General features: G+C 71.5%; 13 protein-coding genes. 9 read left to right on the top strand and 4 right to left on the bottom strand.

Features of this window, described 5'->3' with window-relative positions; translation table 11 throughout:
* The 7 genes from nuoH to nuoN form a co-directional block, all read left to right on the top strand.
* Positions 1-1,239: NADH-quinone oxidoreductase subunit NuoH (nuoH, locus tag A6A06_RS40120; protein ID WP_242441193.1), on the top strand; the 1,239-nt coding region annotated here is incomplete at its 5' end.
* A complete protein-coding gene (gene nuoI / locus A6A06_RS40115) occupies positions 1,232-1,909 on the top strand; it encodes an NADH-quinone oxidoreductase subunit NuoI (RefSeq protein ID WP_073769084.1) in 678 nt (225 codons plus the stop codon). The genes nuoH and nuoI, both read left to right, overlap by 8 nt.
* Positions 1,909-2,718, top strand: coding sequence for an NADH-quinone oxidoreductase subunit J (locus A6A06_RS40110; RefSeq protein ID WP_073769082.1), 810 nt, complete (start codon positions 1,909-1,911; stop codon positions 2,716-2,718). Before nuoI ends, A6A06_RS40110 begins: the two co-directional genes overlap by 1 nt.
* The gene (gene nuoK / locus A6A06_RS40105; RefSeq protein ID WP_073769080.1) at positions 2,715-3,014 is read left to right on the top strand and encodes an NADH-quinone oxidoreductase subunit NuoK; all 300 of its coding nucleotides are present in this window, start codon (positions 2,715-2,717) and stop codon (positions 3,012-3,014) included. Before A6A06_RS40110 ends, nuoK begins: the two co-directional genes overlap by 4 nt.
* Before the next feature lie 12 nt (positions 3,015-3,026).
* The gene (gene nuoL / locus A6A06_RS40100; protein WP_073769078.1) at positions 3,027-5,003 is read left to right on the top strand and encodes an NADH-quinone oxidoreductase subunit L; all 1,977 of its coding nucleotides are present in this window, start codon (positions 3,027-3,029) and stop codon (positions 5,001-5,003) included.
* Positions 5,004-5,006: 3 nt separating this feature from the next.
* Positions 5,007-6,623, top strand: a complete 1,617-nt coding sequence (locus A6A06_RS40095; protein WP_073769076.1) for an NADH-quinone oxidoreductase subunit M — start codon at positions 5,007-5,009, stop codon at positions 6,621-6,623.
* A gap of 32 nt (positions 6,624-6,655) precedes the next feature.
* Complete coding sequence (nuoN, locus tag A6A06_RS40090; protein WP_443333833.1) at positions 6,656-8,272, top strand: NADH-quinone oxidoreductase subunit NuoN; 1,617 nt, start codon at positions 6,656-6,658, stop codon at positions 8,270-8,272.
* Between the two features lie 210 nt (positions 8,273-8,482).
* Here the strand turns inward: nuoN and A6A06_RS40085 are convergent, their stop codons facing one another.
* The 4 genes from A6A06_RS40085 to fahA all read right to left on the bottom strand — a co-directional run bounded on the left by A6A06_RS40085 (position 8,483) and on the right by fahA (position 11,874).
* Positions 8,483-8,824, bottom strand: a complete 342-nt coding sequence (locus tag A6A06_RS40085; RefSeq protein ID WP_073769072.1) for a hypothetical protein — start codon at positions 8,822-8,824, stop codon at positions 8,483-8,485.
* Positions 8,825-9,158: 334 nt separating this feature from the next.
* Complete coding sequence (locus A6A06_RS40080) at positions 9,159-9,662, bottom strand: hypothetical protein (protein WP_073769070.1); 504 nt, start codon at positions 9,660-9,662, stop codon at positions 9,159-9,161.
* A gap of 251 nt (positions 9,663-9,913) precedes the next feature.
* Positions 9,914-10,678: a GPP34 family phosphoprotein gene (locus A6A06_RS40075; RefSeq protein WP_079194671.1), complete on the bottom strand. Its 765-nt coding sequence runs from the start codon at positions 10,676-10,678 to the stop codon at positions 9,914-9,916.
* Positions 10,675-11,874, bottom strand: a complete 1,200-nt coding sequence (gene fahA / locus A6A06_RS40070; protein WP_073769068.1) for a fumarylacetoacetase — start codon at positions 11,872-11,874, stop codon at positions 10,675-10,677. Before fahA ends, A6A06_RS40075 begins: the two co-directional genes overlap by 4 nt.
* 357 nt (positions 11,875-12,231) lie before the next feature.
* On the opposite strand from fahA, the gene A6A06_RS40065 reads away from it, so the two are divergent.
* Both A6A06_RS40065 and A6A06_RS40060 read left to right on the top strand, forming a co-directional pair.
* Positions 12,232-13,488 carry a carboxylate--amine ligase gene (locus tag A6A06_RS40065; RefSeq protein WP_079194670.1) on the top strand — a complete coding sequence of 419 codons (1,257 nt, stop codon included), beginning with the start codon at positions 12,232-12,234 and terminating at the stop codon, positions 13,486-13,488.
* A 143-nt stretch (positions 13,489-13,631) separates the two neighbouring features.
* A complete protein-coding gene (locus tag A6A06_RS40060; protein ID WP_073769064.1) occupies positions 13,632-14,831 on the top strand; it encodes an FAD-dependent oxidoreductase in 1,200 nt (399 codons plus the stop codon).
* The last annotated feature ends 359 nt before the right edge of the window (positions 14,832-15,190 follow it).

Genomic DNA, 15,190 nt, shown 5'->3' with positions numbered 1-15,190 from the left:
GTCTGGGAACGCAAGGTCGTCGCGTGGATGCAGCTGCGCATCGGCCCCAACCGGCACGGTCCCTGGGGCATGCTCCAGTCCCTCGCGGACGGCATCAAGCTGATGCTCAAGGAGGACCTGATCGTCAAACGGGCCGACAAGGCGGTGTACGTGCTCGCGCCGATCGTGGCGGCCGTACCGGCCTTCATGGCCGTCGCGGTGATCCCCTTCGGCCCGGCCGGCAACGAGATCTCGATCTTCGGTCAGCGCACGACGATGCAGCTGACCGACCTGCCGATCGGCGTGCTGTACATCCTGGCCACCGCCTCCGTCGGCATCTACGGCATCGTGCTGGCGGGCTGGTCCTCCGGCTCGACGTACCCGCTGCTCGGCGGCCTGCGCTCGTGCGCGCAGATGATCTCGTACGAGATCGCGATGGGCATGTCCTTCGCGGCGGTCTTCCTCTACTCCGGGTCGATGTCGACCTCGACGATCGTGGAGTCGCAGCAGGACAAGTGGTACGTGCTGCTGCTGCCGGTCTCCTTCATCATCTACATCGTCGCCATGGTGGGCGAGACCAACCGCGCGCCGTTCGACATGCCGGAGTCCGAGGGCGACCTGGTCGGCGGCTTCAACACCGAGTACTCGTCGATCAAGTTCGCGATGTTCATGCTCGCCGAGTACATCAACATGGTGACCGTCTCGGCGGTCGCGGTGACGCTCTTCCTGGGCGGCTGGAAGGCCCCGTACCCGATCAGCACGTTCTGGGAAGGCGCCAACCACGGCTGGTGGCCGATGCTCTGGTTCGTCATCAAGGTGCAGCTGCTGCTGTTCTTCTTCATCTGGCTGCGCGGCACGCTGCCACGCGTGCGCTACGACCAGTTCATGAAGCTGGGGTGGAAGGTCCTCATCCCGGTCTCGATGGTCTGGCTGATGCTCGTCGCGACCGTACGGGCCCTGAAGAACGAGGGGTACGACTTCCAGCGGATCGTGATGTTCGTGGGCGGGGCGGCCATCGCCGTCCTGCTGATCTCGCTCGTCGCGGACTTCTTCCGGCGGGGCGAGAGGGAGGAGCCGGACCGGGAACCGGCCTTCGACCCCATGGCGGGCGGCTTCCCCGTGCCGCCGCTGCCCGGACAGACCCTGCCACCCGTGCCGCGGCGGCAGCCGCGACGGGAGCGCGAGTTGATTGTCAGTGGTGGGGTGGACACTGTCAGTGACGGAACCGACAAGGACGGAAAGGGGGGCGACGGTGCCTGACTTCCAGAACCCCGTGGCCGGCTTCGGCGTGACCTTCAAGGCCATGTTCAAGAAGCGGCTGACCGAGCAGTATCCGGAGGAGAAGAAACCGACGGCGCCGCGCTTCCACGGCCGCCACCAGCTCAACCGGCACCCTGACGGGCTGGAGAAGTGCATCGGCTGCGAGCTGTGCGCCTGGGCCTGCCCGGCCGACGCGATCTACGTCGAGGGCGCCGACAACACCGACGAGGAGCGCTACAGCCCCGGCGAGCGCTACGGCCGCGTTTACCAGATCAACTACCTGCGCTGCATCCTGTGCGGCCTGTGCGTCGAGGCGTGCCCCACCCGCGCGCTGACCATGACCAACGAGTACGAACTCGCCGACCGGACCCGCGAATCGCTCATCTACACCAAGGAGGAGCTGCTCGCGGGGCTGGAGGACACGATGGTCGACAGCCCGCACGCCATCTTCCCCGGCATGACGGAGAAGGACTACTACCGGGGCCTGGTGACCGAGGCCGCGCCGGGCACGGAGCGTCAGGTCGCCACCTCCAAGGGGGAGACGGCCGAGGGCGGGACGTCCGACGGCGGGACGGCCGAGGGCGCGGGCGGCGCGGGCACCGCGGCGCCCCAGGAGGCCGCGGCCACCTTCGGGCCCGACGAGCCGGCCGCCCGGGAGGTGAGCCGGTGATGACGACCTCCCTGGCCGCCGCGGCGTCGACCGGCGAGGCGGTGCAGTTCTGGATCCTCGGTACGGTCGCGGTGATCGGCGCGCTGAGCACCATCCTGATGCGGCGCGCCGTGCACAGCGCCCTCGCGCTCGCCGGCACCATGATCATCCTGGCGGTCTTCTACCTCGCCAACGGCGCGTACTTCCTCGGCGTCGTGCAGATCGTCGTCTACACCGGCGCGATCATGATGCTGTTCCTCTTTGTCGTCATGCTCGTCGGCGTCACCGCGGCCGACTCCCTCAAGGAGACGCTGAAGGGCCAGCGCTGGCTGGCCGCCGCCTGCGGCCTCGGCTTCGGCATCCTGCTCGTCGCCGGCCTCGGCAACGCCTCGCTGAAGCACTTCAACGGCCTCGGCGAGGCCAACGCCGGGGGCAATGTGCAGGGCCTGGCCGCGCTGATCTTCACCAAGTACGTCTTCGCCTTCGAGGTCACCGGCGCGCTGCTGATCACGGCGGCGGTCGGCGCGATGGTGCTGACGCACCGCGAGCGTACGGAGCGGGCCAAGACCCAGCGCGAGCAGTCCGAGGCCCGTATCCGCGAGGGCAAACACATCCCGCCGCTCCCCGCTCCGGGTGTCTACGCCCGGCACAACGCGGTCGACGTCCCCGGCCTGCTCCCCGACGGCACGCCGTCAGAGCTGACCGTCAGCGCGACGCTGCGCGAGCGCGGCCAGATCCGCGATGTCTCCGGTGAGTCGCTGGACGAGCTGAAGGCGCTGGAGCAGCGCTCCGAAGAGTGGCTGGGCCGCAGCGAGGAGGCGAACCGATGAACCCGGTCAACTACCTCTATCTCGCCGCCCTGTTGTTCACCATCGGCGCGGCCGGGGTGCTGATCAGGCGGAACGCCGTCGTGGTGTTCATGTGCATCGAGCTGATGCTCAACGCCTGCAACCTCGCCTTCGTGGTCTTCTCGCGGATGCACGGAAATCTGGACGGACAGATCATCGCGTTCTTCACGATGGTCGTCGCCGCGGCCGAGGTCGTGGTGGGCCTGGCGATCATCGTGTCCATCTTCCGCACCCGCCACACGGCCTCGGTCGACGACGCCAGCCTGATGAAGCTGTAAGGGGTCGTAAACGTGGAGAACTTGATCGCGCTGCTCGTCGCGGCACCACTGGCCGGTGCGGCCCTGCTGCTGTGCGGCGGCACAAGACTGGACCGGGCCGGCCACTGGCTCGGCACGCTGTTCGCGCTGGCGTCCTTCGCCCTGGCCGTACCCCTGTTCACGGAGCTGCTGAGCCGCGACGCCGAGCACCGCACCCTGCACCAGCACCTGTTCAGCTGGGTGCCGGTGGGCGGCTTCCGGGCGGACGTCGCCTTCCAGCTCGACCAGCTGTCCATGACGTTCGTCCTGCTGATCACCGGTGTCGGATCGCTGATCCACATCTACTCGATCGGCTACATGGAGCACGACGAGCGGCGCCGCCGCTTCTTCGGCTATCTGAATCTGTTCCTCGCGGCGATGCTGCTGCTCGTCCTCGCCGACAACTACCTCCTGCTGTACGTCGGCTGGGAGGGCGTGGGCCTGGCCTCGTACCTCCTCATCGGCTTCTGGCAGCACAAGCCCAGCGCCGCGACGGCGGCGAAGAAGGCGTTCCTGGTCAACCGCGTCGGCGACGTCGGCCTGTCCATCGCCATCATGCTGATGTTCACCACGTTCGGGACGTTCGCGTTCGGTCCGGTGCTGGGCTCGGCGGGCGAGACGTCCGAGGGCAAGCTGACCGCCATCGGCGTGATGCTGCTGCTCGCCGCCTGCGGCAAGTCGGCGCAGGTCCCGCTCCAGTCCTGGCTGGGCGACGCGATGGAGGGCCCGACCCCGGTCTCCGCCCTGATCCACGCGGCGACGATGGTGACCGCCGGCGTCTACCTGATCACCCGCTCCGGAGCGATCTTCAACGGCGCGCCGGACGCGCAGACCGCCGTCGTGGTGGTCGGCGCGGTGACGCTGCTGTTCGGTGCGATCGTCGGTTGCGCGAAGGACGACATCAAGAAGGCCCTGGCGGGCTCGACGATGTCGCAGATCGGCTACATGATCCTGGCCGCCGGGCTGGGCCCGGTCGGGTACGCCTTCGCGATCATGCACCTGGTCACCCACGGCTTCTTCAAGGCCGGTCTCTTCCTGGGCGCCGGCTCGGTGATGCACGGGATGAACGACGAGGTGGACATGCGCCGCTACGGCGGCCTGCGCAAGTACATGCCCGTCACCTTCATCACTTTCGGGCTGGGCTATCTGGCGATCATCGGCTTCCCCGGGCTGTCCGGCTTCTTCTCCAAGGACAAGATCATCGAGGCGGCGTTCGCCAAGGGCGGCACCGAGGGCTGGATCCTCGGCGGCGCGGCCCTGCTGGGCGCCGCGATCACCGCCTTCTACATGACGCGGGTGATGCTGATGACGTTCTTCGGCGAGGAGCGCTGGCGCAAGGCGCCGACGCCGTCCCCCGCCGAACCGTCCGTCGAGCCCGCGGCCGGGGCCGTCCCCCGGCCCGGCGGCCGGGAGGTGCCCCCGGGCGCGTACACCCCGCCGCATCCGCACGAGTCGCCGAAGTCCATGACGATCCCCATGATCGTGCTGGCGGTCGGATCGGTCTTCGCGGGCGGGCTGTTCAGCATCAACGAGGCGTTCGTGACGTGGCTGGAGCCGGTCACCTCCTTCGACCACGGCCACCCGCCGCTCAGCGCGGGGGCGATCACCACGGCCACGATCGTGGTGATGGTCCTCGGCGTCGGGCTCGCCTACCTCCAGTACGGACGCAAGCCGGTCCCCGCCGTCGCCCCGCGCGGCTCGCTGCTGACCAGGGCGGCCCGCCGCGACCTGCTCCAGGACGACTTCAACCACGCCGTGCTGGTGCGCGGCGGTGGCGAGCTGACCCGCGCCCTGGTCCAGCTGGACCACTCCGTCGTGGACGGCGCGGTCAACGGCACGGCGGGGTCCATGGCCGGCCTCTCCGCCCGGCTGCGGCAGGTGCAGAACGGCTTCGCCCGCTCGTACGCGGTACAGATGTTGGGCGGTGCGGCCGTGCTGATCGCCGCGACCCTGCTGATGAGGGGTGTCTGAACCATGTCGTTTCCCCTTCTGACGGCCACCGCGGCGGTCCCGGCGATCGGCGCGATCGTCACCGCCGCCGTGCCCGCCGCCAAGCGCACCGCCGCCAAGTGGCTGGCGCTGCTCTTCTCGCTGGCCACCCTGGTCCTGGCCGCGGTGGTCGCGGTCCGCTTCGACACGGGGGCCCGGGGGCCGTTCCAGCTCACCGAGTCGCACGCCTGGATCAAGGACTTCGGTGTCCGCTACGAGCTGGGTGTGGACGGCATCGCGGTGGCGCTGATCGCGCTGACCGCGCTGCTCGTCCCGTTCGTGATCCTGGCGGGCTGGCACGACGCCGACCCCATGGAGGACCCGGCGCCCAACCGGCGCTGGCGCCCCACCCAGGGCTTCTTCGCGCTGGTCCTCGCCGTCGAGGCGATGGTGGTCATCTCCTTCGAGGCCACCGACGTGTTCCTCTTCTACATCTTCTTCGAAGCCATGCTCATCCCGATGTACTTCCTCATCGGCGGCTTCGGGGACCGGGCCGGGGCGGGCGGCGAGGAGCGCAGCGCGAAGCTGCGCTCGCAGGCCGCCGTGAAGTTCCTGCTCTACAACCTCGCCGGCGGACTGATCATGCTCGCCGCGGTGATCGGGCTGTACGCGGCCACCGCCGACCAGCTCGGCAGCGGCACCTTCTCCCTCACGGAGATCGTGCAGGCCCGGGCGGCCGGGAAGCTGGAGCTGGCGGCCGGCACCGAACGGCTGCTGTTCCTCGGCTTCTTCTTCGCCTTCGCGGTGAAGGCGCCGCTGTGGCCGCTGCACACCTGGCTGCCGGGCGCGATGGGCGAGTCCACCGCGCCGGTGGCCGTGCTGATCACCGCGGTGGTCGACAAGGTCGGCACGTTCGCGATGCTGCGCTTCTGCCTCCAGCTCTTCCCGGAGGCCAGCAGCTGGGCCACTCCGGTCATCCTGGTCCTCGCGGTGATCAGCATCCTGTACGGGGCGCTGCTCGCGGTCGGCCAGCGCGACATCAAGCGCCTGGTGGCGTACGCGTCCATCTCCCACTTCGGCTTCATCATCATGGGCATCTTCGCGATGACGAGCCAGGGGCAGGGCGGCGCGACGCTCTACATGGTCAACCACGGCATCTCGACGGCGGCGCTGATGCTGGTCGCCGGGTTCCTGATCTCGCGGCGCGGCTCGCGGCTGATCGCCGACTACGGCGGGGTGCAGAAGGTCGCGCCGGTGCTGGCCGGCACGTTCCTGGTCGGCGGTCTGGCGACGCTGTCGCTGCCGGGCCTGGCGCCGTTCGTCAGCGAATTCCTGGTGCTGGTCGGCACGTTCAGCCGCTATCCGGCGGTGGGCATCGTGGCCACCGCCGGCATCGTGCTCGCCGCGCTGTACGTCCTGGTCCTCTACCAGCGGACGATGACCGGCCCGGTGAAGGCGGAGGTGCGGGCGATGCCCGACCTCAAGGCGCGGGAGCTGGCGGTCGTCGCCCCGCTGATCGCGCTGCTGCTCTTCCTCGGCGTCTACCCGAAGCCGCTGACGGACCTCGTCAACCCGGCGGTGGACCACACCCTGTCCGTCGTCGACCAGCACGATCCCCGCCCCGATGTACCCGTGAAGGCAGATGCGGAGGCCGCGAAGTGAGTTCCGTGGCGAGCGTCCACAGCCTGTGGACCATGGCGGCCGAGGCACCGGCCAGGATCCCGGCGCCGAAGATCGAGTATGCCCAGCTGGCCCCGGCGCTGATCGTGCTGGGTGCCGCGGTCGTCGGCGTCGTACTGGAGGCGTTCCTGCCGCGGCGCAGCCGCTATTACGCCCAGCTGCTGCTGTCCGTGCTGGCGCTGGCCGCCGGGTTTGCGGCCGTCGTGGGGCTGGCGGCGGGCGGCTTCGGAAGCACCAAGGCGAAGATCGCGGCGATGGGCGCCATTGCCGTCGACGGACCGGCGCTGTTCCTCCAGGGCACGATCCTGCTGGTGGCGCTGGTCGCCACGTTCACCTTCGCCGAGCGCCGGCTCGACCCGGCGGCGCACGGCAGGAAGGTGGACTCCTTCGCGGCGCAGGCGGCGGCGGTGCCCGGCGGCGCGGCCGAGCAGGCGGCGGTCAAGGCCGGGTTCACGACGACCGAGGTGTTCCCGATCGCGCTGTTCGCGGTCGGCGGGATGCTGGTCTTCCCCGCCGCCAACGACCTGCTGACCCTCTTCATCGCGCTGGAGGTCTTCTCCCTCCCGCTGTACATCCTGTGCGCGCTGGCCCGCCGCCAGCGGCTGCTGTCGCAGGAGGCCGCGGTGAAGTACTTCCTGCTCGGCGCGTTCTCCTCGGCGTTCCTGCTCTTCGGCATCGCCCTGCTGTACGGCTACGCGGGCACGGTGACGTACTCCGGAATCGCGCGGGTCGTCAGCGACGGCGCCAAGCAGATCGACCCGGCGCTGGCCGACACCATGGGCAACGACGCGCTGCTGCTGATCGGCGCCGCGCTGGTGCTGATGGGGCTGCTCTTCAAGGTCGGCGCGGTGCCGTTCCACATGTGGACGCCGGACGTCTACCAGGGCGCGCCGACCCCGGTGACCGGCTTCATGGCGGCGGCCACCAAGGTCGCCGCGTTCGGCGCGCTGCTGCGGCTGCTGTACGTGGTCCTGCCGGGCCTGCGCTGGGACTGGCGGCCGGTCATGTGGGGCGTCGCGATCGTCACGATGCTGGGCGGCGCGATCGTGGCCATCACCCAGACCGACATCAAGCGGCTGCTGGCGTACAGCTCCATCGCGCACGCCGGGTTCATCCTCGCCGGTGTGATCGCGACCAACAAGGACGGCATCTCCTCCGTCCTGTTCTACCTGGCGGCGTACTCCTTCGTGACGCTCGGCGCGTTCGCGGTGGTCACGCTCGTACGGGACGCGGGCGGCGAGGCCACGCACCTGTCGAAGTGGGCGGGGCTGGGGCGGCGCTCGCCCCTGGTGGCGGCGGTCTTCGCGGTCTTCCTCCTCGCCTTCGCCGGCATCCCGCTGACCTCGGGCTTCGCCGGGAAGTTCGCGGTGTTCAAGGCGGCGGCGGAGAGCGGCGCGGGCTGGCTGGTGGTGGTCGGTGTCATCTCGTCCGCCATCGCCGCGTTCTTCTACATCCGCGTCATCGTGCTGATGTTCTTCGACGAGCCGAAGGCGGACGGCCCGACGGTGGCGGTGCCCAGCCCGCTGACCATGGCGGCCATCGCGGTGGGTGTCGCGGTCACGCTCGTCCTGGGGCTGGCCCCGCAGTACTTCCTCGACCTGGCGGGCCAGGCAGGGGTGTTCGTGCGGTGAGCAGCGGGCCGTCCCCGGGCGGCCCGCGGCACACGGCCGCTGCCCGGCTCCCCGTGGGGTGCCGGGCAGCGGCCGTGACGCGTATCGGGCGGGCTCTCCGCGTGCGAAGGAGACCGGCGCGGCCTGAAGCACCGTGCGAGGAGGGCCGGCCGGGCGGGGAAAGGCGCTGGTCGGAGGGGGAAGGCGCGGATCGGCGCGGTCGTCCCGGGCTCAGCGGGAGAACATCACCGAGCGGACCAGGACCTTCGCCGGGGCGGCCCGGTTCGGCGGCACGACGAAGTAGACGTCGCTGCTGCAGTCGTCGTCGGCGAAGAGCGTCGCGGTGGCGTCCGTGCGGTTGAGCGCGGCGTAGGCGAAGTCGGCGTCCTTCGGCAGCTTGATGGTGATGCACTGCTTGCCGGGCGGGTCGAAGATGGCCGCGCGCTGGTCCAGGGTGTTGCCGGTGTTGAAGCCGTAGGAGAAGACCCCTTCGGCGGCGTAGGCGGAGGTCGGGGTGGTCAGGGCGAGTACGGCAGCGCCGAAGGCGGCGGCGACGGAGGTGCGCAGACGCATCTCGTGACTCCTCGTGGTTGTCGGTGTCGAGCAACTACTCGGAGTGAATATGGCTCAGCGTGTGGCGTCTTTCCCGGCGCCGCCCCGGAAACACCTCTGGTGGCGTAGCGGCCCTCAGCCGTTCGCGCCGGTCAGGTCCATTTGCGCCAGGTCGGGTCCATTTGCGCCGGTCAGGGCCGTTCGTGCCGGTCAAGGCCGTTCGTGCTGGTCAGGGCCGTTCCTGCCGGTCAAGGCCCGATACGGCACCGCAGGCCTGATTACCCGTCAGGAGCCCGGTGGGCCCGGAGGGTCAGGAGATCGGTGTGCCCGGAAGGTCCCGGAAGGTCCCGGAGGGTCAGGACCCCGGCGTGCCCGGGGGCAGGCTCGACATCCCCGGGAGCTTCAGCTTGCCCTCGGCCTTGGTGAAGCCGTCGGTGGGCCCGTCCTTCCAGCTCACCTTCAGCGTCCTGCCGTCGGCGCCCGGCTTGACGGTGCCCAGGGTGCGGGTGGTGTGGCCGCCCATGCACTTCAGGGCGATCACCGTGGTTCCCATCGTCTCCACCTTGCCCTGGCAGGCCGTCCCGGTGTCCGCACCGAGGCCCAGGGACGCGATGCCCCGGTAGATCACCAGGGTGAGGTGCGAGTCGCCGGTCGTGGCCGTCCAGGCGCCGTCGAGGCCGCCGGAGCCGTCCGCGGGCTGGTCACCGGCGGGCTGGTCGCCGGCGGTCCGCGAGGGGGTGGCGGCCGGTGTCCGGCCCGGACCGTCCGCCGCGTCGCCCGTGCCGCCGCTGCTGCCGCAGCCGCTGAGCAGCAGTGCGGCCATGGCGGCGGTCCCGGTGATCTGCGCTGCCTTGCGCACGTACGTCTCCTCCGTTGTGGGACAGGGAGACGAGAGGCTAGCAACGCGGCGCGCGGCCCGGCTCCGTGACGGGTGGGGCGGACGGGATTGCGGCAGCGTCGCTACCAAGTTGGCGCGCTGCCGTGACCTTCCGAGGGGCCGGGCCGGGCCGGGCGGGGGGGGAGCCGGGTGGAGCCGGGCCGGGCCGGGTGGAGCCGGGCCGGGCGGGGCAGCCTCCCCGGAACCGGCCCCGGAACCGGCCCCTTCGCGGTTCACGCCCCGGCCGCGGCCGCCTCGTCGTGCTGCACGGCGGAATGGACCGCGCGGGCGATCCAGTCCTCGCGGGCCAGCCGCTTGAGTTCGCGGCGTACGGAACGTCCGTCGCTGCCCGGCGCCAGTTTGCGGTCCAGCCGGACGGCCGAGACGAGGGCCGCGTACGTCCGGTCGTGGGGGTCGGCGAAGCCACTGGCCAGGGCGCCCTTGAAGCGCGCGCGGGCCGCACCGGCGAGGTCCACCGGCCCGGCCGTCAGGCGTTCGTAGCGGAAGATGCCGAGCGCGCGGCGGGATTCCCGGCGGACCGCGCCGCGCTGTTCCAGCCGCTGGCGGCACAGCTCGTCGATGCCGCGCGCGGCGCCCCGTAACCAGCGCCGGGCCTTGGCCTCACCGCCCCGCCCGTCCTTCGCGGGGCCCGGCAGGGCGGCCAGCGCGCCGTCCAGCACCGGGTCACCGAGCGGCAGCGGGCTGTGCACGGTGATCCGGCCGCCGCGGCCCTCGCCGACCCGGCCGGCCCACGCCAGCTCGGCGAGGGCCGCACCGGCCAGGCCGTACCGGAGGTGCGAGGGCTCGCACAGCGGCTTGCCGCGCTCCGGATCCAGGGCGAGGAGCAGCAGCTCCTCGGGCAGGGTGGGCCCGCGGTCCGGGCCGCCGCCCGCCGCTCCACCGGACGCACCGCCCGCCGGCCCGCCGCCCCCGTACGGGCCCTTTGGCGCGCCCGCGCGCGAGCCGCCCCGCCCGCTCCCCGCCCCGCGCCCGGTCATGACGTACGCGCGGGCCGGATACGTCCGGTGACCTCGCCCAGGCCGATCCGGGAGCCCTCGGGTCCCGGTGCCCAGGCGGTCAGCGTGACCTCGTCGCCGTCCTCCAGGAACGGCCCCTTGCCCTGGGTGAGTTCGAGGAGGCAGCCGAGCTGGTCCGGCTCCGGGCCGGAGACCGTGCCGGAGGCGTAGAGGTCGCCGGTGCGCAGCGAGGCGCCGTTGACCGTCATGTGGGTGAGCTGCTGGGCGGCCGTCCAGTACATGGCGGAGAAGGGCGGGCGGGAGACCGTCTCGCCGTTGATGTCCACCTGGATGCGCAGGTCGATGCCGCCCGGCTCGGCGTCCGCGTCATCCAGATAGGGGAGTACGGGGACGTCGCGGGCGGGCGGCGCCGTACGGGCGTGGTCCAGCGCGTCCAGCGGCGTGATCCAGGCGGACACGGAGGTCGCGAAGGACTTGCCGAGGAAGGGGCCGAGCGGCACGTACTCCCATGCCTGGATGTCGCGCGCCGACCAGTCGTTGACCAGGCAGACGCCGAAGACGTGGTCGCGGAAGCCGTCGAGTCCGACCGCCTCGCCGAGCGCGGACGGCGTGCCGACGACGAAGCCGACCTCCGCCTCGATGTCGAGCCGGGCGGAAGGGCCGAAGGCGGGCGCCGCGTCGGCCGGGGCCTTGCGCTGGCCGCTGGGCCGTACGACCGGGGTGCCGGAGACGACGACCGTGCCGGCCCGGCCGTGGTAGCCGATCGGCAGGTGCTTCCAGTTGGGGGTGAGCGCGTCGGCGTTCGGGCGGAAGATCCGGCCGACGTTGGTGGCGTGGTGCTCGCTGGCGTAGAAGTCGACGTAGTCCGCGACCTCGAACGGCAGGTGCAGCGTCACCGCGCTCAGCGGGATCAGCAGCGACTCGGTGGCGCCGCGGTGCGCGGGGTCGGTGACCGCCGTACGGGCGGCCTGCCGCACGGCCTGCCAGATGTCGCGGCCCGCGGCGAGCAGCGGGTTCAGGGTCGGCGCGGCGAGCAGGCCGGCGTGCGGCGATCCGGAGGTGGCGGCGAGCGCGTTCAGGTCGAGTACGTGGTCGCCGTAGCGGACGCCGATGCGGCGCCGGTCCGGCTCGTCCGCCGTACTGAAGACGCCGTAGGGGAGGGTGTGCGGCCCGAAGGGGTGGTCCTCGGGCAGGTCGAGCGGGTTGTGCTCGGGCATGTACGGCTCCTCGCGTGGTCGTCTCGCGTGTGTCGTCACCTGTGACCGCGGCCCCGGCCGGTGGTCCGGCGGGCTTGTCGATCAGATTACGGCCCAACGGGCCCTGAGGGGATGGCCGGTCGGGCGGACGTGCGCGATCGGGGCGCGGCGGCGGTGGAGGTGTCCCGGAGGGGAGAGGCGGCAAAAGCGGGCGGGAACGGAGCGAAAGGCGTTGGCAAAGCAGCCTAAAGAGTTCGTAATGTCCTGAAAGACGGTGCCGGAATGGTCAGTTCGGTTCTACCTTCCTTGCGGGGCGTGGCCGGGGCGGGAGGCGTGCCGTTGGGGGGACAGGTGGCTCGGATCAGCACATCGTTACCGGTGGACCGGACCGTTCCGGGGCTCATCGTGAAGATCGGCGATTATCCGCTGCACCACGGCGGAGTGGGGGCGATCCGCAGCCTGGGGCGCCTGGGCGTGCCCATGTACGCGATCACCGAGGACAGATTCACGCCCGCCGCCGCCTCGCGCTACCTGCACGGACGCTGCGTCTGGCCGACCACGGGGCGCGAGGACCCGCAGCGGCTCGCCGAGGTGCTGCTGCGCATCGGCAAGCGCATCGGCCGGCCCGCGGTCCTGATACCGACCGACGAAGAGGCCGCCGTCCTGATAGGTGAATGCGCCGACGTCCTGCGCGGACGGTTCTTGTTCCCGCGCACCGAGGCGTGCCTGCCGCGCCGCCTGGCGAGCAAACAGGGCCTGCACGAACTCTGCGTCGAGCACGGCGTGCCGTCACCGGCGGCCGTCTTCCCGGAGTCGCTGGCGGACATCGAGCGCTTCGCCGAGCAGGCGCGCTTCCCGGTCGTGGCCAAGAACCGCGAGGCGTTCCAGCGGCGCCGGCACCCCGCGGTCCCCGGCACCACCCGGATCTCCGGCCCCGGCCAGCTGATCGGCCTGGCCCGCGACTGGGGTCAGCGGCCGGGGGTGATCCTCCAGGAGTACCTGCCGCGGGAGGAGGCCGAGGACTGGATCGTGCACGCGTACTTCGACGCGGACAGCGCCGCGCTGAGCATGTTCACCGGGGTCAAGGTGCGTTCCTGGCCACCGCATGCGGGCATGACGGCCTGCGCTTACGTCGTCGACAACCCCGAACTGGCCGAGATGACCGCCCAGTTCGTCAAGCGCATCGGCTTCAGTGGCATCGTGGACCTGGACTGGCGCTACGACCGGAGGGACGGCGACTACAAGCTGCTGGACTTCAACCCGCGGATGGGCGCCCAGTTCCGCCTGTTCGAGAACGAGGCGGGCGTCGACGTCGTACGGGCCCAGCATCTGGACCTGACCGGCCGGAAGGTCCCGGAGGCGGAGCAGCGGGCCGGGCAGCGGTTCGTCGTGGAGAACATCGACCTGCCGGCGATGATCGCGTACCGGCGCAGCGGCTACACGACGCCGCACGCGCCGGACCGTGCCACCGGCACCGAGCTGGCGTGGCTGGCCGCCGACGACCTCAAGCCGTTCTTCACGATGCTGGCCCGGTTCGTCGGGCCGGGGGCCCGGCACCTGGTCGAGCTGCGCCGCGCGAGCAGACGCGCGCGGTCGGCGGCGGGCAGCGGAACGTTGCGGCAGGCGCGGCCGTAGCGCGGGGCAGTGGGCGCGGCCGTAGCCGGGAGGGGCAGGAGGCGCGGCCGTGGCTCAGGGGCAGGGGGAGCCGTGCGGCAGTTCCCCGCCAGGGCAGTGGGGAGCACTGCCGGACCAGCAACACCCTGGGGAGGGGAACGCACGTGAACACTCCGGTAGCAGTCATCGGAGCCGGACCGTACGGCCTGTCGACGGCGGCTCATCTTCGCGCGCGGGGAGTACCCGTACGCGTCTTCGGCCGGCCGATGGTGAGCTGGCGCGCGCACATGCCCGCGGGCATGCTGCTCAAATCGACGCCGGCGGCGTCCAGCATCGACACCCCGCAGGCCGGGAACACCCTTCAGGACTTCTGCGACGCGGTCGGCGGGCGGCGCTACGAGTCCGACTGGGACATCGTGCCCGTCGAGACGTTCGTACGCTACGGCGAGTGGTTCCAGGAAAGGCTGGTGCCCGACCTGGAGCAGGTACGGGTCGTCTCGGCCGACCGGCGGGCCGACGGATTCGAGCTGAAACTGGACAGCGGCGAACAGTTCCGGGCGCGGGCCGTCGTCGTGGCCACCGGACTGACCGGGCTCGCCCGGCTGCCACGCGAACTGGCCGCGGCGGTGCCGGACGGACCGTCCCCCATCGGACCCATTTCGCACAGCTCCCAGCACAGCGATCTGGCGGTCTTCGCGGGCCGGGACGTGGTGGTGGTCGGCGCCGGGCAGTCGGCGCTGGAGAGCGCGGTGCTGCTCGCCGAGTCCGGCGCCCGGTCCGTCCGCATCGTGGCGCGGGGGCGGGCGGCGGTGGGCTTCGGCGCGCCGCCGGACCGGCAGCCCAGGCTGCGGCCCGGGACACCGTTCGGCAACGCGTGGTCGCTGTACGCGTTCACGTACCACGCGGGCGGCTTCCGCCACCTGCCCGCACCGGCCCGGCGCTTCCTGGTCCGCCGGGTGCTGGGGCCGCTGGGCGCCTGGTGGCTGCGGGACCGTTTCGTGGGGAACGTGCAGGTCACGGCCGGGCGGCAGATCGTACGGGCGCACGTCGAGGACGGCCGCCCGGTCCTGACACTGCGCGGCCCCGACGGCCGGACCGGCGAACTGGCCGCCGACCACGTGCTGGCCGCCACCGGCTACCAGGTCGACCTGGCGGCGATGGACTTCCTCGGCCAGGGCCTGCGAACCGGCATCACCGTGAGCGGCGGCGGCCCCCGCCTGGACGCGGGCTTCGGGTCCTCGGTCCCGGGCCTGTACTTCACCGGCCTCCCGGCCGCGGCGTCCTTCGGGCCCGTGATGCGTTTCGTCTGCGGTACGGAGTTCGCGTCCCGGCGGGTGGCGGAGGCGGTGGCGCGGCACGGGTGAGTGATGCGGGTGAGTGATGGGGGTGAGTGATGGGGACGGCTGAGCGGAGGCCCTGGGTGGAAGGGCTGAGCGGAAGTCCTGGTCGGGAGGGCCGGGAGAGAGCCCTGAGCGGAATCCCTGCACGGAAGCTCTGAGCGGAAACCTGACGCGAGCACCCCGCCGTGCGACGGCCGGGGTGCTCCGGTCTGTCCGGAATCCGCCGGTGTCCCGAGGTACGAGAAGTGTGCCCGCATTCCGGGACGCGGCAGCCTTCTCCGCCGCGTCCTCCCGGCCTTCCCGGCTGCTTTCCCCGGGCCGCTCCGCCGCTCGTGCCAGGGCGTCGAAAGGCCCGCACCCCGGTCGAGTGCTCCGGAGGGGCG

Origin of the sequence: Streptomyces sp. CB02923 (genome assembly GCF_001905005.1) — a bacterium.
Taxonomy (GTDB): domain Bacteria; phylum Actinomycetota; class Actinomycetes; order Streptomycetales; family Streptomycetaceae; genus Streptomyces.
The sequence above is the reverse complement of the archived record's forward strand: the minus strand, read 5'-3'. Positions and strand labels throughout refer to the sequence as shown.

What these genes read in the sequence shown, in the direction of transcription:
- A6A06_RS40110 (WP_073769082.1), top strand. Translation starts at nt 1,909, where the DNA reads ATGACGACCTCCCTGGCCGCCGCGGCGTCGACCGGCGAGGCGGTGCAG.
- nuoK (WP_073769080.1), top strand. Translation starts at nt 2,715, where the DNA reads ATGAACCCGGTCAACTACCTCTATCTCGCCGCCCTGTTGTTCACCATC.
- A6A06_RS40095 (WP_073769076.1), top strand. Translation starts at nt 5,007, where the DNA reads ATGTCGTTTCCCCTTCTGACGGCCACCGCGGCGGTCCCGGCGATCGGC.
- nuoN (WP_443333833.1), top strand. Translation starts at nt 6,656, where the DNA reads ATGGCGGCCGAGGCACCGGCCAGGATCCCGGCGCCGAAGATCGAGTAT.
- A6A06_RS40085 (WP_073769072.1), bottom strand. Translation starts at nt 8,824, where the DNA reads ATGCGTCTGCGCACCTCCGTCGCCGCCGCCTTCGGCGCTGCCGTACTC.
- A6A06_RS40075 (WP_079194671.1), bottom strand. Translation starts at nt 10,678, where the DNA reads ATGACCGGGCGCGGGGCGGGGAGCGGGCGGGGCGGCTCGCGCGCGGGC.
- fahA (WP_073769068.1), bottom strand. Translation starts at nt 11,874, where the DNA reads ATGCCCGAGCACAACCCGCTCGACCTGCCCGAGGACCACCCCTTCGGG.